The organism is Ruegeria sp. AM1, from assembly GCF_056540745.1.
In genome coordinates this window covers 1,165,624-1,186,470 of sequence record NZ_JBQFXH010000001.1, presented here as the reverse complement: position 1 = coordinate 1,186,470, position 20,847 = coordinate 1,165,624, and the positions used below count along the sequence as shown (strand labels likewise).

Genomic DNA, 20,847 nt, shown 5'->3' with positions numbered 1-20,847 from the left:
GTTTGTCCGCTTTTAAGGTGAAGGCAGTGCTGATGAGGTCAGGTATATGAATAATAATGCATAATTTGATAACCCCCACCGGCGCTGTGCATTGCCAAGTTTGGGATTAAGGCTAAGGTGCATGTGGGCGAGGAAAAGTCCGAGGGAGGAAATGGTCAGTAAATTGGTGTTGTGCGATTGCGCCGGGACGCAATCGCTGAATCCAGACGAAATATCGGCTGCTAGCGGGGTTGAGTGCTCCAAGGTTCATACTGCGCTGTGCACGCGCGAGCTGGGCGTTGTTGCCGACCTTGTGCAACAGGGCGCAGACATCACAGTCGCCTGCCAGCAGGAAGCGGCGGTCTTTACGGAACTCGCAGATGAACTGGACGCTGAGCCTTTCGGCTTTGTCGACCTCAGAGATCGCGCGGGATGGTCTGATGAGGGATCGGATGCCACCGCAAAGATGGCAGCGCTGGCTGCTGAGGCCTTGCTGCCGCATCCCGTCACACCCAGCGTAGATGTCGTCAGTGAAGGTACCTGTTGCATTATCGGGCCGGGCGAGATTGCTTTTGCACTGGCGCAGAAGCTGTCTGAGACACTTGCAGTCACCGTTCTGCAAACGGATGAGTCTGAGCCAATCAGCCGTGACTTTGATGTTGTGCGCGGGCAGGTCAGGGCCGTCTCGGGGGCATTGGGCGGGTTCGGCGTGCGCATTGATCAACTGCAACAGATGCAGCCCGGTGGCCGCGGCGTTTTCAGCTGGAGCGCGCCGCGCGACGGCGCGACGTCCCGCTGTGATATCGTCATTGATCTGGCGGGCGGCACACCCTTTGTCGCTGCGCCGCATAAACGCGAAGGGTATCTGCGCGCTGATCCGCGCGATACCCTCGCGGTTGCGCACCTGGCCTTTGAGGCGGCGCAACTGGTCGGCACTTTTGAGAAGCCACTATATGTGCGGGTCGAAGAGACGCTGTGCGCCCATTCGCGGGCCGAGCAGGTCGGGTGTTCGAATTGTCTGGATATCTGCCCCACCGGGGCAATAACGCCAGCTGGTGAACATGTGGAAATCGACCCGATGGTCTGTGCAGGGTGTGGTGCCTGTGCCGCGCTGTGCCCTTCGACCGCTATCACCTATGAGGACCCACCTGTTTCAGCCATTCTGTCCAGAATGCACATACTGGCACGGACCTATCGCAGCGCAGGTGGTCAGGCGCCCCGACTGCTGGTGCATGATAGCCACGGCGCCGATATGATCCGTTTGGCCGCACGTTTTGGCCGAGGGCTGCCAGCAGATGTAGTCCCACTGGAGTTGCCTGTCATCTCAGGCTTTGGTCATGCAGAAATGCTGGCAGGACTCGCGCACGGTTTTGCGCGGGTCGACGTTCTGATGTCGCCCAAAACCGAACGCGACGGTTTGGATCAGGAGCTTGCGCTTGCAAAGGCCATCGCGGAGGCAGGGGCTCTGGGTTTGATTGACGAGGCCGACCCGGATGTCCTGTCTGATCTGCTTTATGCGCAGGATATTCCTGCACCCCTGACCGATCCGGTTCTGCCATTGGGGAACCGTCGCCAGATCGCGCGCCTTGCGGCGCAGGCCCTGAACCCGCAGGCCGAGGCCCCGCTGCCATTACCGGAAAATGCTCCCTATGGAGCGATCGCTGTTGATACCAATGCCTGTACCCTTTGCCTCAGCTGTGTATCGCTGTGCCCGTCAGGCGCGTTGATCGACAACCCGGATATGCCGCAGCTCAATTTTCAGGAAGATGCCTGCCTGCAATGCGGGTTGTGTCAGACCATCTGCCCCGAAACGGCAATCTCTCTGGTGCCGCAATTGAACCTGAGCGATGAGGCGCTGTCTCAGAAAGTCCTGAACGAGGAAGAGCCGTTTGCCTGTATCGAATGTGGCGCGCTGTTTGGTGTGAAATCGACCGTTGAGCGGATCATGGAGAAACTGTCCGGCACCCACCCGATGTTTGCCACCTCAGAGCAGGCAAAAATGATCCAGATGTGTGACAACTGCCGCGTCACCGTTCAGTTCCAGAGCAAGGACACCCCCTTTGCGTCAGAGCCAAGGCCCAAAGTGGTAACGACCGACGATTACTTCGGAAAGCGCAAGGATCATTGAAGTTGCAGGGGCGCGCCCAGATCTGCGGCAGAGATCACCGAAACATAGGCCAGAATCGCCTCAAGCTGTTCCTGTGTGATCGCAACCGGGAAGATGGGCGAGGGGCGTTGCGGGTCAAACGGGGGTGTGATCCCCTCGATCTGGGTAAAGGCCGGGTGTGGGTTGAGGACATAGAACACCTCAAAACGTTCCGACCAGTTCGGCATGGCGCGCAGCACCGCAAAGGACGGGGTCGAGCCCAGCCCGTTCATCCGGTTCTGTGGGCCGATCACATGACACCGCCCGCAATGGGTCAGCGACAGCGTTTCTCCCAAAGCGGCATCTCCGTCAATCTCGACGGGCTCTGCCGCCACGGCGACCTCGATGCTTGCTTCAAAAGGGGCACCTTCGGCTGGGGCAAAGCTCTCGATGGTTCGTTTTCCTATGTCTGACAGCAGCCATTCGCGAAACTGTTCCTGTTGTGGGTCATTCTGGATGCGCAGATGATAGATGATCCCATCGCGCTGAAATACCGGATCGCCGGGCGGGCCTTCGGTAAGTTCGATCTGGCCGGTATCCCGCGCAACAATCCGAATCCCGGTCTTGAGAGAGAACCGCGGCAGAATATGTTTGAGAAGGCCGGATTGCTGAACGGCGTCGGGCGCGGCAAGGCCAAGCTCCTCCTGCGACCAAGAGGGGCTGGCGTAGAGCGTCAGGCTCAGGCACAACAACACACAGCGCATGACCCAGCCTAACGGGGTTCGGGTAAATGCGTCAAATGAACAGAACCAGACGGAGACCCATGCGATGAGCGGCGATTACAATATGTCGATGCGCAAATTCCTGAAGCAGGTTGGCGTGACCAGTCAGCAAGCCATCGAGGAAGGCCTGCGCAAGGCAGGCAGCCCCGCGGGCAAAAGCTTTGAGGCCAAGATGGTGCTGACCATCGACGGTCTCGAGGTCGAGCATGTGGTGACAGGTCAGATCAAGGACGGCGACGCATGAGCATTCGCGACGCGGTTCTGGCGAACCTGAAAAAGATCACGGACCCCGTCTCGGGGCAGGACATCGTGGGCGCAGGCATCGTCCGCGCGCTGAACGTCGAGGCGGATACGGTGCGTTTCGTGCTTGAGATCGACCCCAAACATGCCGAACGGATGGAGCCGGTGCGCGCTGCCGCCGAAAAGGCGGCAGAGATGGTTGAGGGCGTCAGCAAGGTGTCGGCCATGATGACGGCGCATTCGGACAAGGCCCCACCGGACCTCAAGCCCAAGCCGAAACCGTCGCAAACCGGCCCTCAGGCTGTCCCGGGCGTTGACAGGATCATCGCGGTTGCTTCGGGCAAAGGCGGCGTTGGTAAGTCGACCGTGTCGGCCAATCTGGCCTGTGCGCTGGCGGCCGAGGGTCGCCGTGTTGGCCTGCTGGACGCGGATGTCTATGGCCCGTCCCAGCCCCGTATGTTGGGCGTGTCGGGACGTCCGGCCAGCCCGGATGGCAAGACCATCCTGCCGCTGCGCAATCATGGCGTGACCATGATGTCGATGGGTCTGATGACCAACGAAGGGCAGGCCGTGGTCTGGCGCGGCCCGATGTTGATGGGCGCGCTGCAACAGATGATGGGGCAGGTGCAGTGGGGCGGTCTGGACGTGCTGATCGTCGATCTGCCGCCCGGCACCGGTGACGTGCAATTGACCCTCAGCCAGAAGTTTCAGGTGGACGGTGCCATTGTGGTTTCGACACCTCAGGACGTGGCGCTGATCGACGCCCGCAAGGGGATCGATATGTTCAACCAGCTCAAGACACCCATCATCGGGATGATTGAGAATATGTCGACCCATATCTGCTCGAACTGTGGGCATGAGGAGCATGTCTTTGGTCATGGTGGCGTCGCCTCCGAAGCCGCGTCGCTGGGTGTGCCGTTGCTCGGTGAAATACCGTTGCATCTGGACATTCGCGTGGCGGCAGATAGCGGCGCGCCGATCGTGGTCAGCAAACCCGAGAGCCAACAGGCCGATGCTTTCCGTCGGATTGCCCGTGACCTGATCGCCAAGGGCAACGCATGAGCCAGCCGGTCTTTCCCCCGCTGCTGTCGGGACATCCGGGGTTGGGTGGGGAAGATCCGTTCGAGCGCGCTCAGGCGCTTGCCGCGCTGGGCTGTGATGCGGGCCGTGTTGTCTACAACATTCAGGCCGACCGGCTGCGGGTCGCCATTGTGTTTGCCCCCGAAGTACCCTTGGGTGACGCGATGGCGATGCTGCCGCTCTGCGCGGTTGGATTTCAGAACGCGCTGGGCGCGCTTGCCCCGCCAGAAGTTGCCGTACATCTAGGCTGGGATGGCGTGATCCGTGTGAACGGCGCGCGTTGTGGTCTGTTCCGCGCCGCAAGCTCGACCGCTGATCAGGATGACGTGCCCGATTGGCTGGTGATCGGATGGGAACTGGCCTTGCTGCAGACCACCGAGGCTCCGGGCGAAACGCCCGATGTCACAGCGCTGGGCGACGAAGGCTGCGCCGATATCGAGCCGGTGCAACTGGTCGAAAGCTGGTCACGCCACATGCTGACATGGCTCAACCGCTGGCAAGGCGATGGCAACGCGCCCTTACATGCCGAATGGATGGGCCTGCTGACCGGGGTTGGTGAACCCATCACGCAAAGCGGGCGTTCGGGTATTTTTCTGGGAACCGACGAACGGTTTGGTATGCTAGTCCGCGATGAGGCGGATACCCAATTGTTGCCGCTGACAATTTTGTTGGAGACAAACGCATGAAACTGGCCCGCGCCATCCATTTCGATGAAAGCGACATGCGCGTGTTTCATGCACCTGCAAGAACCGGTGAATGGTGCATCTCGGGCGGGTTCGAGTTTTCAAACTGGACCGATGCGGATTTGGAGGGCAAGGCGCGACAGGCCTTTGCCAATGGCTGGTTGGGTCTTGAGACATTTGGGCGCGTGACATTCGTCGCGGTGACGCAGGTTCAGGACGCTGAGATCGAACAGATTGCCCAAAATCTGGCCGAGCATTTTGTGCAATACTACGGCGCGCCGTCGGTTGAGGCCGCGCTGGGTGTGGCCCGGGATGAAATTGCCCACATGTCCGATCTCTGTGACGATCATGATCCCAATGTCCTGCTGACCGTTGCGCGTGAACTGACGGATGCAGGCGTGCGCGAGGCATTCCGCGCAATTGCACCGCAAGAGGCAGAGTTAGAGGCGCTGGCGGTACATGGCGCGCTGGACGACTGAACTCAGAACAGGTCGACGAACCCGCCAAACTGACCACGTTTGAAGATAAGTCCCTGACCTGCGCGGTGCAGTACGGATTTGACCTGACCAACAAGGATCAGGTGGTCACCGGCCTCGTGACAATCGAACAGGCTGCAATCAAAACGCGCAAGACACTGCGTCAGCTGTGGGCGTCCATCCTGATCGGCGGTCCACTCTGAATGTGAGAAATCCGAGCCGTTTTGGGCAAAGCGCAGCGCCTGTTCTTGCTGGTTCTGCGACATAACATGAATCGCGTAGTGCTGGCAGTTCCTGAATGTTTCAAAACGGTTAGAATCTTTCGCCAGGCACCAAAGAACCAGCGGCGGGTCCAGCGAAACCGATGCAAAAGAGTTGACCGTAATTGCGGCGGGCCCGTCTGGCGTTTCCGTCGTGACAACGGTGACGCCGGTTCCGAAACATCCCAGCGCTTCGCGAAAGGCAAGGCTGTTTTCGGGGCCGGGGATGAAAGTCTTATCGGTCATTGCATGCTCGTTTTGCCGCCTAGCCTGAGGTGCCATGCTGCAAGCGGATTGTCCATGAAAAGCTGAATCTGACACAGAGGATTTCGGTCAGTTCAGATCTTCCAGCAACCGGCCATGTTTCCGGGTCTCGGCGATGACGTCGCCAAAGGTCGTCATGCCGCGCGCCTGAAGAATGGGCAGCATCCGGACAAGCGTTTCAGCTGTGGCCACTGCGTCGCCCAATGCGGTGTGGCGCAGATGGTCGGGGAGCGTGATCCCCAATCGTTCACATAGCGCATCCAGCGTGTGGGTTTCACTGGCGCCAAACACCACCGCAGACAGCAAGACCGTGTCCAGAATGGGATGGGTCCATTCGACCCCCATCCGCTTTGCATGACGGCGCAAAAACGCCATGTCAAAGGGCGCATTATGGGCCACGATCACCGCATCGCGGGCAAAGTCATGGAACGCCCGACCAGCCTGTGCGATGTCGGGGGCACCCTGAACCATGTGATCGCTGACCTTGTGAACCTTGGTCGATGCGGGTGGAATGGGAATGCCGGGATCGACCAGTGTATCAAGCTGCTCGCCCTCGATGATCTTGCCCTTTACCACTCGTACGGCCCCGATCTGGACGATCTCGTCCTTGTGGGGCAGCAGGCCAGTGGTTTCGGTGTCGAAGACGACAAAACACAGATCGGTCAGCGGGCGGCTGTCAAAGTCCCCATCACCCGAAGTTTCCAACAGATCAAAGTCATAGATCAGCGGGCGGGCCGCGTCGGGTGCAATCTGGGCCACGCTGTCCTCGAAGATCAGCATATAGCCCGGCGCATCACCCAAGGGTTTCATCCGCGCGCTGTAGCTCTGATTTCCGTCAACGCTGACCAGTGTGCAGGCAACATCCCGACCGGTCTTTGACAGTTTGTCGTAGGCTTCGATCAAGGATCTACGGTCAAGATAGTCAAACAGCGACGCATTCAGCCGCGGGTGAGCAATCTGGGCCAGAACGCCTGCGGCCTGTGCGTCATAGAGGACAATCTGATGGCTCGGACTGGCCAGCAGCATCGCAACCGGTATCTCTGACAGCAGGGCGGTCAGGCGTTTCTTCTCGGACGCCAGCTGTTCCGTTTCGGCTGCAATGGCTTCGGCAGTGCTCATCGCGTTTTGCGCTAGTTGCCCGGCCAATCCGGCAGCGGCAGGGGCCAGATCCCCCAGATAGCGAGCCGCCGTGGCATCCATCTCTGTGCTGACTCCGGCATGCGCGCGGCTGCGCAGTTCCGCAGACAGACGCTCGATGGGTTTGGCGACATTGTCGTCGAACAGCAGCCAGACCCCGGCGATCAGGGCCAGGAACCCGAAGGCGATGAGGATTTCCGCAAAGATATAGGCGTTGATCAGTGCCGGATCGCCCACCCGTTTATAACTGATCCACAGCGCAATTGCGCTGATGACAATCCCGCCGATCGCCAGCAGGCAAAAGAACAGAAAAATCCGAAGACGCAGGCTCAGATGTGTCAGCATCGTCAGACCTCGCAGGTCGCCTCGACCACAGGATCATCCGCGCCGACCGTGATCCAATCGGCGTTCAACAGGCGGCCATCATTGGCGAATTCGGCCCCGTCGGCAAGATTGGCGCGGCGCATCTCGGCGCAGTCGACCGCGACCGGCAGTTTGGAAACGGGGGCCCAGCGACCAAAGAAATACATATCAACAAGGCGCTCATCCGGGACCTGTTCGTGGGTGCGGACAGACACTGTGTCGATGGCTGCAAAACGATCCACAAACGGAACCGCGTAGGTCCACGGGCGATAGAACGCACGGCTTTCGACCTCTTGCACAATGGTCAGCCCATCTGGCAGCGTCTCTATGGTGCGTCCATACCACGAATACTCGCTGGTAATGGTCATACCGATCATGCCAGCGCCGGCGGCAACTGGTGCTGCCCATTTTGGCAGCCGCCCCCCGGTCAGCTTGTTGATAACCATGACGATGCCAGCGAACGCAAAACCTGCGAAGATCGTGCCAATCAACTCCAGAAACATGTCGCCTCTCCGTTTTGTCGGGCAGTGTCACTTTGCCTGCTGCTGCGCCAAGCTTGCCTCATCCCAGCATCCCCTTGCCATGACCAATCGCAGATTGCATCGTTTTTACCACAACGAACGCATCGCGCAGGTGGCTGCGCTCAAAATCCGACAGTGCAGACGGGGGCAGGTAATTGTCAGGATCGGAGCTGGCTTTGATCAGTCTGGCCTGATGCTCCAGCCGCGTTTCAGCGATCAGATCATAGGCCTCGATCAGGTCGCGGGCACCTGATGGGCTGAGGATGCCCTGGCTCTCGGCTGCTTTCAGTCGTGCCCGCGTATTCGCCTCGGGCAGTTGTCCTTGCAGGCTGTAGATACGCGCCAGATCGACCACGGGCACGACGCCGTTATGCTTCAGGTCGAGCGTGTTGCGATGTTCGCCTGACCGGATCGTCGCAAAGCCGCGCAGCAGACCCAGTGGTGGGGTGTGTTTAAGCGAATTCGAGATCATATGGGCGACAAAAATCGAATTGGCGCTGGCTTTGGCCAACGTCTCGGCTTGAAGATCCGAGAACAGCTCGACCGCGCCGCCAATCGGGCGCAGATCAAACATGACCGAGGCCAGCATCTGCGCCTCGGGGTTCGGTTTGGCGATCCAGCCATCGAAATAATCGCGCCAGACACGCACCGGCTGACACCAGCGGGGGGTGGTCGCCATCATGTCACCGGGGCAGTAGAAATACCCACAGGTGTCCAGCCCATCCGACACGAATTTGGCCAGCGCCGTGAAGTAAGGCATGTCGTCTTTCGAGACACTGTTATCCAGCATCAGACAGTTGTCCTGGTCCGAGACACCGGTTTGTTCCTGACGTCCTTGTGATCCGCAGGCCAGCCAGAGATACGGTACGGGCGGCGGCCCCAATGTCTGTTCCGCCAAGGCCAGCAAACGGCGGGTGGCTGTATCGGCGATATCGGTGATCAGGCGGGTCACGATCTCATGCCGGTTGCCACCCGCAACCAACTGCACCAGCAGCTGCGGTATCTCGGCGGTCACATGCGCCATATCCTCGGCCGAGCTGGCCTGCGCAATCCGGCGGACAAGCTCGGCAGAGTTGACGGCCTGATAATGCGTGAGATCCGTCTGGGTGACGATGCCGACCAGACGGTTGCCCTCGCAAATCGGAATATGGCCAATGCCGCGCTCCATCATGACATGCAGGACGTCAGACCCGATATCGGTGGGGCCTAGTGTGATGGGATCAGAGGTCATAATTGCCGAAACCGGGGTGTCCGCGGCCATAGCTTCGGCCACGAATTTTCCCGAGATATCCCGCTGGGTCACGATACCCTGCAGCCGGTCTGCGGCGGTGACACAAAGCGAAGAAATCTTTTTGTCCCGCATCAACCGCGCCGCATCTCGGACCGTTGTATCCGGCGGGCAGGTGGCCGGGTTATGGGCCATCAGGATATCAATCGCGCTGGTCGCAAGGCTTTGCGGGCCAGTGCGGCCACCACGCGTGCGGGTAAAGAATTTCGATACCACCTCGTGACCGTCGATCAGGTCTTTGATCAGGTCGGGGGGGAGTATCATCAGAATTGATCGGGTCTGCGCACAGGCTTTGGTCGCAGCTTTGCCGTCTTTGAGCAGCCCGCGTTCCCCGAACGAGTTGCGCAAACCCAGATGTGACACTACCGCGCCGTTCTGATCGGTGATTTCAACCAAACCTTCGTAGATGACAAAAACGCCGGGCAGGGCATGCCCCAGGTCATAGACACGCGCGCCGGGCGCGACCTCCCAAACCTCGATCTGCTGTGCAATCTGATCCAGCACCGGGGCGGGCAGAGAGTCATATGGGTGCACAGATTTCAGAAACCGGGTGATCTGATCGTGGGACAGCGGCATTGGGTTTCTCTGGATTGAGGGAAAAATCCCGCCCGGTGGAATGCCGGGCGGGAACAGTCAGTCGAAAGATGTAGCGGTCTCAGGATAGCCTGTCCGCCCCATCATGCTCAGTGATCCTGAGCCGCACCCGCGCCACGGGGAATGCGGACGCTTTCGACTAGATCCTTGATCTCCTGCGGAGTCTCTTTGGTCATGCCTGCAACTGTGTAGGCAACCGCAAAGTTGATCATCGCACCGATAGCGCCGAACGAGGTCGACTTGATCGGACCCAGAAGTGGATCAGCATCGGTGAAAGAGTTGGTGCCCGGAATGAACAGCCAGCCCTTATGCAGGAAGATGTAGACCAGCGTGACAACCAGACCTGCCAGCATACCCGCAACCGCACCGGTGTTGTTGATGCGGGTCGAGAAGATCCCCATCATCAGCGCCGGGAAGATCGAGGCTGCCGCTAGACCGAATGCTAGAGCCACGGTTTGTGCCGCAAAGCCCGGTGGGTTGAGACCCAGATAGGTTGCAACAACGATGGCCACCGCCATGGCGATCCGCGCTGCCAGAAGCTCTCCCTTTTCAGAGATTTGCGGGTTGATCGCACCTTTGACAAGGTCGTGAGATACAGCCGACGAAATCGCCAGCAACAGACCCGCAGCGGTCGACAGGGCAGCCGCAAGACCACCGGCCGCGACCAGACCGATCACCCAACCCGGTAGGTTGGCAATCTCGGGATTGGCCAGAACCAGGATATCACGGTTGAACTTGGTCAGCTCGTTTCCGACCCAGCCTTTTTCCTCAGCCAGGGCCTGCATGTCGGCATTAGCATCGTTGTAGTACTGGATCTTGCCGTCACCGTTCTTGTCTTCCCAGTCCAGCAGACCGGTTTTCTGCCAAGTGGCCATCCAGTCATAACGCGGGTCGTTGTCGATATCTTCGACCGAAACCGCGCCACCTTCGATACCACCATTGGGCCACATCATGTCACTGATGTTCAGGCGTGCCATGGCACCAACCGCGGGGGCGGTCAGATACAGCAAGGCGATGAAGACCAGCGCCCAACCGGCGGACCAGCGCGCGTCAGACACTTTGGGAACAGTGAAGAAGCGCATGATGACGTGCGGCAGGCCAGCCGTACCGATCATTAGCGACAGCGTGAACAATACCATATTCAACGTGTTCGAGTGGTGGGCGGTGTATTCGTTAAAGCCCAGCTCGGTCACGATCGCATCCAGCTTGGTCAGCAATGGCTCACCACTTGCGGTGTCGCCAAACAGACCCAGCGCCGGAACAGGTGTGCCGGTCAGCTGCAATGAGATGAAGATCGCCGGGATGGTATAAGCCGTGATCAGCACGCAGTATTGTGCGACCTGCGTATAGGTCACGCCCTTCATCCCGCCAAACACCGCATATGCAAACACGACGCCGGCACCGATCAGCAGACCTGCGGTGTTCGAAACCTCGAGGAAGCGGCCAAAGGCCACGCCCACACCGGTCATCTGACCGATCACGTAGGTCACCGACGCCACGATCAGACAGATCACCGCAACGATACGCGCGGTCTGGCTGTAGAAGCGGTCACCGATGAACTCGGACACGGTGTATTTGCCAAACTTGCGCAAGTACGGCGCCAGCAGCAGCGCCAACAGCACATAACCACCGGTCCAACCCATCAGGAAGGTCGAGTTGTCATAGCCGGTAAACGCGATGAGGCCCGCCATCGAGATGAACGAGGCCGCAGACATCCAGTCCGCCGCTGTCGCCATACCATTGGTGACCGGGTGAATGCCGCGACCGGCGGCGTAGAATTCCGATGTGGAACCCGCGCGGGCCCAGATCGCGATGCCGATGTAAAGCGCAAAGGACGCGCCCACAAACAGCAGGTTGATGGTAAACTGGTCCATGCCGATTACTCCTCGTCCACGCCGTACTCAGCGTCCAGCTTGTTCATGCGCCAGGCGTAGTTGAAGATCAGCACCAGAAAGACCAGAATCGATCCTTGCTGAGCAAACCAAAAGCCTAGATCGGTGCCGCCAACGGCGATGCCAGACAGCAACGGACGCAGCAGAATGCCGAATCCAAACGACACCAGCGCCCAGATTATGAGGCTGATGTAGATGAGGCGCAGGTTAGCCTGCCAATAGCCCTTATCGGACTCGGCAGCCTGCGCGGAGTTTGTTGATTGATCCGCCATTGCGGGTTCCTCCTTGCTTCCTCCGTGACGCGGCCATTTACCCTTCTCCTCCAGCGGGTAGGCCGCTCTCTGATTGTGCCGGACGCCAGCTTGGCGCCAGGCAAAACTTCTCTGGTCCGCCAAAGCGGGTCCTTTGAAGTATTCTGTTTTAGGATCAAAGCCTAAGCTGGCTTTTCTCCTCCCCTTATCTCATCGCGTCGCCGACGATCGTCTCCAGATCGCGCGCGATATCTGCGATATCGCCCATGGCGTTTGTACGCTTCAACACGCCGTGACTCTGGTAGTAGTCAATAAGCGGCGCGGTCTGCGCGTGATACGCGTCAAGCCGTGCGGACACGGTTTCCGCGTTATCATCCGCGCGACGTTTGAATTCGGTGTGGCCACATTTATCGCACTTGCCTTCGACAACCGGGATCTTGAAGCGGTCGTGATAGCCCTCGCCACAACCAGCGCAGGTATAGCGGCCCGAGATGCGCACAACCATTTCGGCGTCCTCAACCTCGAGGCTGATCGCGGCGCTGACTTTCTGGTTGCATCCGGACAACAGCGTGTCCAACGCCTGTGCCTGCACATCCGTACGTGGGAACCCATCCAGAATGACGCCCCTAGCGCAGTCAGGTTCGCCCATCCGGTCGCGTAGGATGGCGATGACGATCTCGTCACTGACAAGATCACCGGCTTCCATTACAGCCTTGGCGGCCTTGCCGGCCTCAGTTCCCGACGCAACCGCTGCGCGCAGCAGGTCGCCCGTGCTGAGCTGAACCAGACCGAATTTATCCTCAAGCATGCGCGCCTGCGTACCCTTCCCGGCGCCGGGAGGGCCGAGAAGGATCAGAACTGCGGGTGTGGTGATCGTATCAGCGTCCATCACAGCCTCACTTGTTCGCACGGTTTTCGATCAGGTCTTCGACCACAGACGGATCTGCCAGCGTCGATGTATCCCCAAGCGAGCCAAAGTCGTTCTCGGCAATCTTGCGCAAGATGCGGCGCATGATCTTGCCGGACCGCGTCTTGGGCAGGCCAGGGGCCCATTGGATGACATCCGGGCTGGCAATGGGGCCGATCTCGGTGCGGACCCATGTGCGCAGCTCTTTCAGCAGATCATCCGAAGGCTCACGATCATTCATCAAAGTGACATAGCAATAGATGCCTTGTCCTTTGATTTCATGAGGATAACCGACAACGGCAGCCTCAGCGACAGCGGCATGCGCAACCAGAGCGCTTTCAACCTCGGCTGTCCCCATGCGGTGGCCCGAGACGTTGATCACATCGTCCACACGACCCGTGATCCAGTAATCGCCATCTTCGTCCCGACGGCAGCCGTCACCGGTGAAGTAGTAGCCTTTGTAGTCAGAGAAATAGGTCTTCTGGAACCGTTCGTGATCACCCCAGACCGTCCGCATCTGACCGGGCCAGCTGTCTTTGATGCACAGCACGCCCTCGATCCCGTTACCTTCGATCTCAACGCCGGATTGCGGGTCCAGAACAACCGGGACGATTCCAAAGAATGGCTTCATGGCTGAGCCGGGTTTCATCGCATGCGCACCCGGCAGCGGGGTCATCAGATGGCCACCGGTTTCGGTTTGCCACCAAGTGTCGACGATCGGGCATTTGCCCTTGCCGACAACATCGTTGTACCAGTTCCAGGCCTCAGGGTTGATCGGTTCGCCCACGGTGCCCAACACTCTGAGATCGCTCAGATCACATTTCTCGACAAACTCAGTACCTTGCCCCATCAGGGCCCGGATCGCGGTCGGAGCGGTATAGAACTGGTTTACCTTGTGCTTTTCACACACCTGCCAGAACCGGCTGGCGTCAGGGTAGGTCGGTACACCCTCAAACATCAATGTGGTCGCGCCGTTGGCCAGCGGGCCATAGACGATATAGCTGTGGCCTGTCACCCATCCGACATCCGCCGTACACCAGTAGATATCGCCGTCGTGATAGTCAAAAGTGACCTCATGCGTCAGCGCCGCATAGACCAGATAGCCGCCGGTTGTGTGCACAACGCCTTTGGGCTGACCGGTTGAACCAGAGGTATACAGGATGAACAGCGGATCTTCGGCATTCATCTCAGCGGGCGCGCAGTAGTCATCCGCCTCAAGCGCCATTTCGTTATAGTCATAGTCGCGACCATCAATCCACGTGGTCTGCCCGCCGGTCCGCTTGACCACCAGACATTTGACAGTGTCTTTGCAATGCAGCAGGGCGGCATCTGCGTTGGATTTCAACGGCGTCTTGCGGCCGCCACGGGGCGCTTCGTCAGCGGTGATGACCACCTTGGCGTCACAGCCATTGATCCGTGCTGACAGCGCATCGGGAGAAAATCCCGCGAATACAATAGAGTGAATTGCGCCGATACGCGCACAGGCCAGCATGGCATAAGCCGCCTCGGGGATCATCGGCAGATAGATGACAACGCGGTCACCTTTGCGCACGCCCATCGATTCAAGGATGTTAGCCATCCGGCAAGTGCGACGGTGCAGTTCAGCATATGAGATATGCTGAGCAGCGTCATTTGGGTCATCCGGTTCCCAGATGATTGCTGTCTGATCACCGCGCGTTTCCAGATGGCGGTCCAGACAGTTGGCCGAAACGTTCAGGGTGCCGTCGGCGTACCAGTTGATGCCAACCGAGCCAAAATCGTAATCGACGTCTTTGACCTGTGTGTAAGGTTTGATCCAGTCAATCCGTTTGCCCTGTTCATCCCAAAACGCGACGGGGTCGTTGATGGAGGCGGCGTACATCTCGTTATATTTGTCAGCATCGACATGCGCACGGGCAACGACATCAGCAGATGGCGGATATACCTTGGCTTCTGCCTGAGCAGCGGTGGTCATTCTGGGGCTCCTCCCTTTGAGCTAATATTCATGAGGTCGATTCTGCCTGCTGAACTGGCAATGTCGACCCGCTTCCTCCTCGCTGGCGATATTAAGGGGATCTGAAAACAATGGAATAAATAACAGAAATCTTTGGATTTGTTTGTAAAGAAATTTTTTGAGTACTGGGTATTTTGTAAATAAAATCAATTTTGAGGGAGAAAATTTATACAAGGCAACATCATAGCTGTAACGCGCTGTAATGCCGTGCTGAAATTATTTGGTGTCTTGTCCATGAGACACATCGCTTATCTTTGGGTTGTCAGCGCCTCGCGCGACCGCCGTCTGGCGATTTGTATTTCGGGCCAGGGGTTGGCAGTTTGGGAGGTTGGCGCTAGCTTTCGATCCAAGCGTTCCGTCAAGGGAACGCAAAAAAAGGGAGAAATCATGATGAGAAAGATGTTGAGCGGCGCCGCCGTCGCCGCCTTGGGCGTTGCCTTTGTGACTGAGGCCTCCGCAACCGAATGGAATGCATCGGTCTGGGGCAAGCGCCGGGCTTTCACCGAGCATGTGGAAAAGCTGTCAGAGCTGGTCAGCGAGAAGACCGGTGGTGAATTCACCATCAATGTCAGTTATGGCGGCTTGTCTAAGCCCCGGGAAAACCTGGACGGCATCGAAATCGGTGCCTTTGAGATGGCGCAGTTCTGCGCGGGCTATCACCGGGACAAAAACCGTGCGATCACCGTGCTTGAACTGCCGTTCCTCGGCGTGAACACGCTGGACGAAGAAGTTGCCGTCAGCCATGCGATTTATGATCACCCGGCGGTCAAGGATGAGATGGCGCAGTGGAACGCCCGGATCATCATGACCTCGCCCATGCCGCAGTACAATCTGGTCGGCACCGGCGATCCGCGTGACCAACTGGCCGAGTTCGACGGCATGCGCGTCCGTGCAACCGGTGGTCTGGGCCAGGCGTTCGAGGCCGTCGGTGGTGTGCCAACATCCGTTCCCGCGACCGAGGCTTACAATGCAATGGAATCCGGCGTTGTCGACACGGTTGCCTTCGCGCAGCATGCGCATCTGTCCTTTGGCACGATTAACGAGGCCGACTGGTGGACCGCAAACCTCAACCCCGGCACGGTAAACTGCCCGGTCGTCGTAAATATCGAGGCGTACGAGGCCCTGTCGCCCGAGCATCGCGAGGCGCTGGACAGCTCCATCGACGAGGCCATTGCGCATTATCTGGCGAACTATGGTGAGCTGCTTGAGAAATGGGACGGCGTGCTCAGCGAAAAGGGTGTCGAAAAGGTCATGATCGACGACGCCGTGCTTGACGAGTTCCGCGCCACCGCAGCAGATCCAATCCGCGAACAATGGATTACGGATATGTCTGCTCAGGGCCTTCCGGCCCAGGATCTGTATGATCTTGTGCAGGCGACGCTGAAACAACAGCGCGGCGGCAACTGATCGTCCAAATCCGGGCACCCTATGGTGCCCGGCTACTTTCTGAACAAAGGACAACCGTATGGCGGGACAGGCCACGGTACTGGAAGATGGCAGCTTGCTCAGCCGTCTGGATCACCGTTTGTTCGGGGTTGAGAGGTTTCTCGCCTTGCTCAGTGGTCTGGCGGTGTTTGGCCTGATGGTGCTGGCGGTGGTATCGGTCAGCGGGCGAAACGTCGCGAACGCGCCTTTGCCCGGATATGTGGACTGGATCGAGCAGATGATGCCGCTGATCGCATTTCTGGGCATCTCATTCGTACAGCGCGATGGCGGGCATATTCGCATGGATATCGTCATCTCACGCCTGCGTGGGCGCGCGTTGTGGCTGTTCGAGCTACTGTCGGTTGTCCTGATCCTGCTGCTGATGCTGGCACTGGTCTGGGGCAGTTGGGCGCATTTCGACCGTTCATTCGACTTCGCCGCCCCGATGTGGAGCCGCGACAGCTCGATCGATATCGGCATTCCGATATGGCCGGCCAAACTGCTGGCACCCATCGCATTTTCGGTCTTGTGCGCGCGTTTACTCTTGCAGGTCTGGGGCTATGGGCGCGCATTCCTGCTGGGACTGGAGGCACCAGTTGCCGTTCCGCTGATACAGGATGCCGCTGCGCAAGCCGCAGCCGAGGCCGAGCAGTTCGAGGGGCAGGATTAACGCATGGATACGATAGAAATCGGCCTCTGGGTCACGGGTGGCCTGCTGTTTCTTGTGGTCGTTGGCATGCGCGTCGCCTTTGCCGCCGGGCTGGCAGGGCTTGTGGGGCTGATCTGGATATTCTGGGCCAAATTTGGCTATGATCCGGCCCGCTTTGGCAAGGCGCTGACGGTTGCCGTCAAAACTGCGGGGCAGGTGCCTCATTCCAAGGTGGCCTCTCACACGCTCAGCCTGATCCCCACATTTATCCTGATTGGCTATCTTGCCTATTATGCAGGTCTGACACGTGCCTTGTTCGAAGCTGCCAAACGCTGGATCGCTTGGGTGCCGGGGGGGCTTGCCGTTTCGACTGTGTTTGCCACCGCTGGCTTTGCCGCGGTTTCGGGCGCGTCGGTGGCAACATCGGCAGTGTTCGCCCGTATCGCGATCCCTGAGATGCTGGATGTTGGCTATAACAAGCGCTTCGCAGCCGGTGTCGTGGCGGCAGGTGGGACGTTGGCATCACTTATCCCGCCTTCGGCGATCCTGGTGATCTATGCGATCATTGTCGAACAGAATGTCGGGATGCTGCTGCTGGCTGGTTTCATCCCTGGTGCCTTTTCCGCATTGATCTACGGCCTGCTGATCGTTGGCATCGCGGTTGTGTTCAAATCGGTTGGACCGCCCGTCAAAGGATTCACATGGGGCCAGCGGTTTGCATCCCTTCCCGGAGCCTTGCCGATTGTCGCCGTAGTGCTGATCATCATCTGCTTTGTCTACAACCCATTTGGCGAAGATGCTTGGGGCACACCCACCGAAGGCGGAGCCATCGGGGCCTTTATCGTCTTCTGCTTTGCCCTGTTTCACGGCATGCGTTGGGCCGAGTTTAAATCGGCTTTGCTCGAAACCGCTAAACTGACGGCGATGATCTTTGCGATCATCTGGGGCGTGCTGATTTACGTACGCTTCCTTGGCTTTGCTGATCTGCCCGGCGCATTCTCAGACTGGATCACATCGCTTGAGATGTCGCCGATGCTGATCCTGATCTGCATCCTGCTGGCCTATGCGGTTCTGGGGATGTTCATGGATGCTATTGGAATGCTGCTGCTGACGCTGCCTGTGGTTTATCCCGCCGTGATGGCGCTGAATGGCGGAGAGGCCGTGAGTGCGGCAGAAAGCACCTTTGGCATGTCAGGACCAATGTGCGCCATCTGGTTCGGCATCCTGGTGGTAAAGATGGCCGAGTTCTGTCTGATTACGCCGCCCATTGGCCTGAACTGTTTTGTGGTCGCCGGTGTGCGCCCCGATCTGAGCGTTCAGGATGTCTTTAAAGGGGTCACGCCGTTCTTCATCGCCGACGCAATGACCATCGCGCTGCTGGTGGCGTTTCCGGGGATCGTTCTGTACCTGCCTTCGCTTGCAGGATAGCCGACCGCTATCCTGCGCGCATCAGCATCCCATATAAATCGCGCGGGTCGTCCGGGTCGGCCAGCATATCCAGCGGTTCAAAGAAATCGGTGCCCTCAATCGCGCGTTTGACATAGCGCAGGGCCGAGAAATCTTCGATTGCAAAACCGACGCTGTCGAACAGAGTAATCTGCCGCTCATCGGTGCGCCCCTTGGCCTGACCGGTCATGACCTGCCACATCTCGGTGACCGGGTGATCGTCATCCAGCGCCTGAATCTCACCTTCGATCCGGGTCTGTTCGGGATATTCTACAAAGATCTCGGAGCGCCGCAGTATATCGCTATGCAGCTCGGTCTTGCCGGGGCAATCACCGCCGATCGCGTTTATATGTACGCCGGGGCCGACCATGTTGTCCGTCAGAATGGTGGCGTTTCGCTTGTCGGCGGTGCAGGTGGTGATGATTTGCGCGCCTTCGATGGCCTCTTCGGCGGTGTTGCAGGGGATGACCGTTAGTCCCTGATCGCGCAGGTTTGCCGCGCATTTTGCAGTGGCGTTGGCGTCGATATCGAACAGCCGGACGGTCTTGATCCCGCACATCGCCTTGAACGCGAGGCACTGGAACTCTGACTGTGTTCCGTTGCCGATCATCGCCATAGTAGTTGCGCCCTGAGGCGCAAGATAGCTGCCAACCAGAGCTGACGTTGCCGCAGTACGCAGGGCGGTCAGGATTGTCATCTCGGTCAGCAATGTCGGGTAGCCGGTATAGACATCCGCCAGCAAACCAAAGGCGGTGACGGTTTGCAGCCCTTCGGATGTGTTTTTGGGATGGCCGTTCACATATTTGAACCCATAGGCCTCTCCGTCCGAGGTGGGCATAAGTTCGATCACACCATGTGGTGAATGCGCGGGGATGCGGGGCGTTTTGTCAAAGCTTTCCCATCGCTTGAAGTCGGTTTCGATCTGCGCCGCGATTCCGGTGATCATCTGCTCGACGCCGATATGATGAACAAGCTGCATCATGTTATCGACGGATACAAAAGGCACCAGGGCTTTTTCAGACGGTTGCATCATAGTCTCCTGTCGGGGCGGAAGCCGCAGCCATCCGCGAAAAATGTCAGTTTCAAGGGCGCAGCTCAGAAGCTGCGCGTCGGGCGGTCGAAAATGCGGCGTCCCAAAAGCGAGGCCGCCAGATCAACCATCAGCTTTGCGGTTCGGCCCCGTTCATCGAGAAATGGGTTCAACTCGACCATATCCAGCGAGCAAACCAGCCCGCTTTCGTGCAGCAGTTCCATCACCAGATGCGCCTCTCGCTCGGTGGCGCCGCCCGGCACGGTGGTGCCCACTGCGGGGGCAATGACCGGGTCTAGAAAATCCACGTCCAGTGAGACATGCAGGATGCCATTCGCGGCATGCACCTTATCGAGAAAGGCCATCAGCGGGGCTTTGATGCCGCGCTCATCAATGCTGCGCATATCAGCCAGCATCGCATGATCCTTTTCAAGGGCCGCGCGTTCCTCGGGGTCGACGGATCGTAGGCCAATCATGCCAACCCGATCAGTTGAGACAGGGGCAGGCAAGGCAGGAAAGGCGTCGAACCCCGGTTGGCCGGTGAAATAGGCAACCGGGGTGCCGTGCAGATGTCCGCTGCTGGTGCTGCCGGGTGTGTGAAAATCGCTGTGGGCGTCCAGCCACAAGACAAACAGCGGGCGTCCGACGTGGTTGGCATGGGCGGCCATCCCGGCCACCGTACCCATCGAAAGCGCGTGATCTCCGCCCATGAAAATCGGAATGCCCTGCGGTGCCGCCTGCTGTGCGACGCGAGACAGGGCCTGCGTCCAGCCCACGCATTCGGGCAGGGCGAACAGATGCGGGTCTTCCGGCAGGTCGGTGTCGTCGGCCTGTGTATTGCCCCAATCCGAGACGTGATGGCCAAGGTCGGTCAGTGCCGCCTCAAGACCGGCCACGCGATAGGCGTCGGGGCCCATGCGGCACCCTTGCCGCCGCTTCCCGGCATCCATCGGCGCGCCGATCAGAATGATGTTCTTTATGTCCATATGCTGATTTAGCCTTACGCTGCGGGTTGCGGGAAGCGTTCAAAATGCTCAAAAAGAAATCGGATGTTTCGAAATGGATAGTTTCTATGGACGATTTGGATGGTCGACTGCTCAGCGCGCTGCACCGTGACGCCCGCGCGACCCTGTCTGAGCTGGCCGAACTGCTGGGTGTAACACGCACCACCGTGCGCAGCAGGCTGCAGCGCCTCAAAGAGTCGGGCGAGATTGTCGGTTTCACTGTAATCACCCGCCGCGATGTCGCGCAAAGCCCGGTGCGCGGCCTGATGATGCTGGAAATCGCCGGCCGCGGGACCGAGCGGATCATGGCCCGCATTGCAGCCATGCGGCAGGTTCGGGCCGTGCATTCGACCAATGGCAGCTGGGACCTGATTGCCGAGATTGGCGCAGATACGCTGGCAGAGCTGGATGAGGTGCTGTTTCAGATACGCCGGATGGAGGGCATCACACGGTCCGAGACCAACCTGTTGCTGTCAACGCGTAAGGGGCGATATTGA

At 58.9% G+C, this 20,847-nt stretch carries 20 protein-coding genes; 9 read left to right on the top strand and 11 right to left on the bottom strand.

Features of this window, described 5'->3' with window-relative positions:
- Nucleotides 1-151 precede the first annotated feature (151 nt).
- Nucleotides 152-2,107, top strand: coding sequence for a 4Fe-4S binding protein (locus ACR0I7_RS05900; RefSeq protein ID WP_480509298.1), 1,956 nt, complete (start codon nucleotides 152-154; stop codon nucleotides 2,105-2,107).
- On the opposite strand, the gene ACR0I7_RS05895 is transcribed toward ACR0I7_RS05900, so the two are convergent.
- Complete coding sequence (locus ACR0I7_RS05895; RefSeq protein ID WP_480509297.1) at nucleotides 2,101-2,829, bottom strand: c-type cytochrome; 729 nt, start codon at nucleotides 2,827-2,829, stop codon at nucleotides 2,101-2,103. The genes ACR0I7_RS05900 and ACR0I7_RS05895 overlap by 7 nt on opposite strands.
- 64 nt (nucleotides 2,830-2,893) lie before the next feature.
- Between ACR0I7_RS05895 and ACR0I7_RS05890 the strand changes: the two genes are divergently transcribed.
- Genes ACR0I7_RS05890 through ACR0I7_RS05875 form a run of 4 tightly spaced genes read left to right on the top strand, consistent with a single transcriptional unit; the run spans nucleotide 2,894 to nucleotide 5,329 of the window.
- A complete protein-coding gene (locus ACR0I7_RS05890) occupies nucleotides 2,894-3,091 on the top strand; it encodes a DUF6494 family protein (RefSeq protein WP_155143546.1) in 198 nt (65 codons plus the stop codon).
- Nucleotides 3,088-4,149: an Mrp/NBP35 family ATP-binding protein gene (locus ACR0I7_RS05885; RefSeq protein ID WP_480509296.1), complete on the top strand. Its 1,062-nt coding sequence runs from the start codon at nucleotides 3,088-3,090 to the stop codon at nucleotides 4,147-4,149. The genes ACR0I7_RS05890 and ACR0I7_RS05885 overlap by 4 nt, the downstream gene beginning before the upstream one ends.
- The gene (locus ACR0I7_RS05880) at nucleotides 4,146-4,853 is read left to right on the top strand and encodes a biotin/lipoate--protein ligase family protein (RefSeq protein ID WP_480509295.1); all 708 of its coding nucleotides are present in this window, start codon (nucleotides 4,146-4,148) and stop codon (nucleotides 4,851-4,853) included. Before ACR0I7_RS05885 ends, ACR0I7_RS05880 begins: the two co-directional genes overlap by 4 nt.
- Nucleotides 4,850-5,329 (top strand): DUF6505 family protein, encoded by a 480-nt coding sequence (locus tag ACR0I7_RS05875; protein WP_480509294.1) that lies wholly within the window; start codon nucleotides 4,850-4,852, stop codon nucleotides 5,327-5,329. Before ACR0I7_RS05880 ends, ACR0I7_RS05875 begins: the two co-directional genes overlap by 4 nt.
- Nucleotides 5,330-5,331: 2 nt before the next feature.
- Here the strand turns inward: ACR0I7_RS05875 and ACR0I7_RS05870 are convergent, their stop codons facing one another.
- From ACR0I7_RS05870 to acs, 8 genes are all read right to left on the bottom strand, one after another.
- On the bottom strand, nucleotides 5,332-5,832 hold the full coding sequence (locus ACR0I7_RS05870; RefSeq protein WP_480509293.1) for a flavin reductase family protein: 501 nt from the start codon (nucleotides 5,830-5,832) through the stop codon (nucleotides 5,332-5,334).
- Nucleotides 5,833-5,919: 87 nt separating this feature from the next.
- On the bottom strand, nucleotides 5,920-7,332 hold the full coding sequence (locus tag ACR0I7_RS05865) for a 3'-5' exonuclease (protein ID WP_480509292.1): 1,413 nt from the start codon (nucleotides 7,330-7,332) through the stop codon (nucleotides 5,920-5,922).
- 2 nt (nucleotides 7,333-7,334) lie between these two features.
- On the bottom strand, nucleotides 7,335-7,853 hold the full coding sequence (locus ACR0I7_RS05860) for a hypothetical protein (protein WP_480509291.1): 519 nt from the start codon (nucleotides 7,851-7,853) through the stop codon (nucleotides 7,335-7,337).
- A 58-nt stretch (nucleotides 7,854-7,911) separates the two neighbouring features.
- Nucleotides 7,912-9,735, bottom strand: a complete 1,824-nt coding sequence (locus ACR0I7_RS05855) for a DUF294 nucleotidyltransferase-like domain-containing protein (RefSeq protein WP_480509290.1) — start codon at nucleotides 9,733-9,735, stop codon at nucleotides 7,912-7,914.
- Between the two features lie 107 nt (nucleotides 9,736-9,842).
- A complete protein-coding gene (locus ACR0I7_RS05850) occupies nucleotides 9,843-11,627 on the bottom strand; it encodes a sodium:solute symporter family protein (protein ID WP_480509289.1) in 1,785 nt (594 codons plus the stop codon).
- A gap of 5 nt (nucleotides 11,628-11,632) precedes the next feature.
- Nucleotides 11,633-11,917 (bottom strand): DUF4212 domain-containing protein, encoded by a 285-nt coding sequence (locus tag ACR0I7_RS05845; protein WP_480509288.1) that lies wholly within the window; start codon nucleotides 11,915-11,917, stop codon nucleotides 11,633-11,635.
- 184 nt (nucleotides 11,918-12,101) lie between these two features.
- Nucleotides 12,102-12,785, bottom strand: a complete 684-nt coding sequence (locus tag ACR0I7_RS05840) for an adenylate kinase (protein ID WP_480509287.1) — start codon at nucleotides 12,783-12,785, stop codon at nucleotides 12,102-12,104.
- A 7-nt stretch (nucleotides 12,786-12,792) separates the two neighbouring features.
- Nucleotides 12,793-14,757 (bottom strand): acetate--CoA ligase, encoded by a 1,965-nt coding sequence (gene acs, locus ACR0I7_RS05835; protein WP_480509286.1) that lies wholly within the window; start codon nucleotides 14,755-14,757, stop codon nucleotides 12,793-12,795.
- 429 nt (nucleotides 14,758-15,186) lie between these two features.
- On the opposite strand from acs, the gene ACR0I7_RS05830 reads away from it, so the two are divergent.
- From ACR0I7_RS05830 to ACR0I7_RS05820, 3 genes are read left to right on the top strand one after another with little or no spacing between them, the layout of a single operon-like run.
- Nucleotides 15,187-16,203 carry a C4-dicarboxylate TRAP transporter substrate-binding protein gene (locus ACR0I7_RS05830; RefSeq protein WP_480509285.1) on the top strand — a complete coding sequence of 339 codons (1,017 nt, stop codon included), beginning with the start codon at nucleotides 15,187-15,189 and terminating at the stop codon, nucleotides 16,201-16,203.
- Between the two features lie 58 nt (nucleotides 16,204-16,261).
- Entirely contained in the window at nucleotides 16,262-16,891 is a 630-nt protein-coding gene (locus tag ACR0I7_RS05825; RefSeq protein WP_480509284.1) for a TRAP transporter small permease subunit, read from the top strand.
- 3 nt (nucleotides 16,892-16,894) lie between these two features.
- Nucleotides 16,895-18,298, top strand: a complete 1,404-nt coding sequence (locus ACR0I7_RS05820; protein ID WP_480509283.1) for a TRAP transporter large permease — start codon at nucleotides 16,895-16,897, stop codon at nucleotides 18,296-18,298.
- Between the two features lie 7 nt (nucleotides 18,299-18,305).
- On the opposite strand, the gene ACR0I7_RS05815 is transcribed toward ACR0I7_RS05820, so the two are convergent.
- Both ACR0I7_RS05815 and rocF read right to left on the bottom strand, forming a co-directional pair.
- Nucleotides 18,306-19,349, bottom strand: a complete 1,044-nt coding sequence (locus ACR0I7_RS05815) for an ornithine cyclodeaminase (RefSeq protein WP_480509282.1) — start codon at nucleotides 19,347-19,349, stop codon at nucleotides 18,306-18,308.
- 62 nt (nucleotides 19,350-19,411) lie between these two features.
- Complete coding sequence (gene rocF, locus ACR0I7_RS05810; protein WP_480509281.1) at nucleotides 19,412-20,332, bottom strand: arginase; 921 nt, start codon at nucleotides 20,330-20,332, stop codon at nucleotides 19,412-19,414.
- A gap of 86 nt (nucleotides 20,333-20,418) precedes the next feature.
- Between rocF and ACR0I7_RS05805 the strand changes: the two genes are divergently transcribed.
- On the top strand, nucleotides 20,419-20,847 hold the full coding sequence (locus tag ACR0I7_RS05805) for an Lrp/AsnC family transcriptional regulator (protein ID WP_480509280.1): 429 nt from the start codon (nucleotides 20,419-20,421) through the stop codon (nucleotides 20,845-20,847).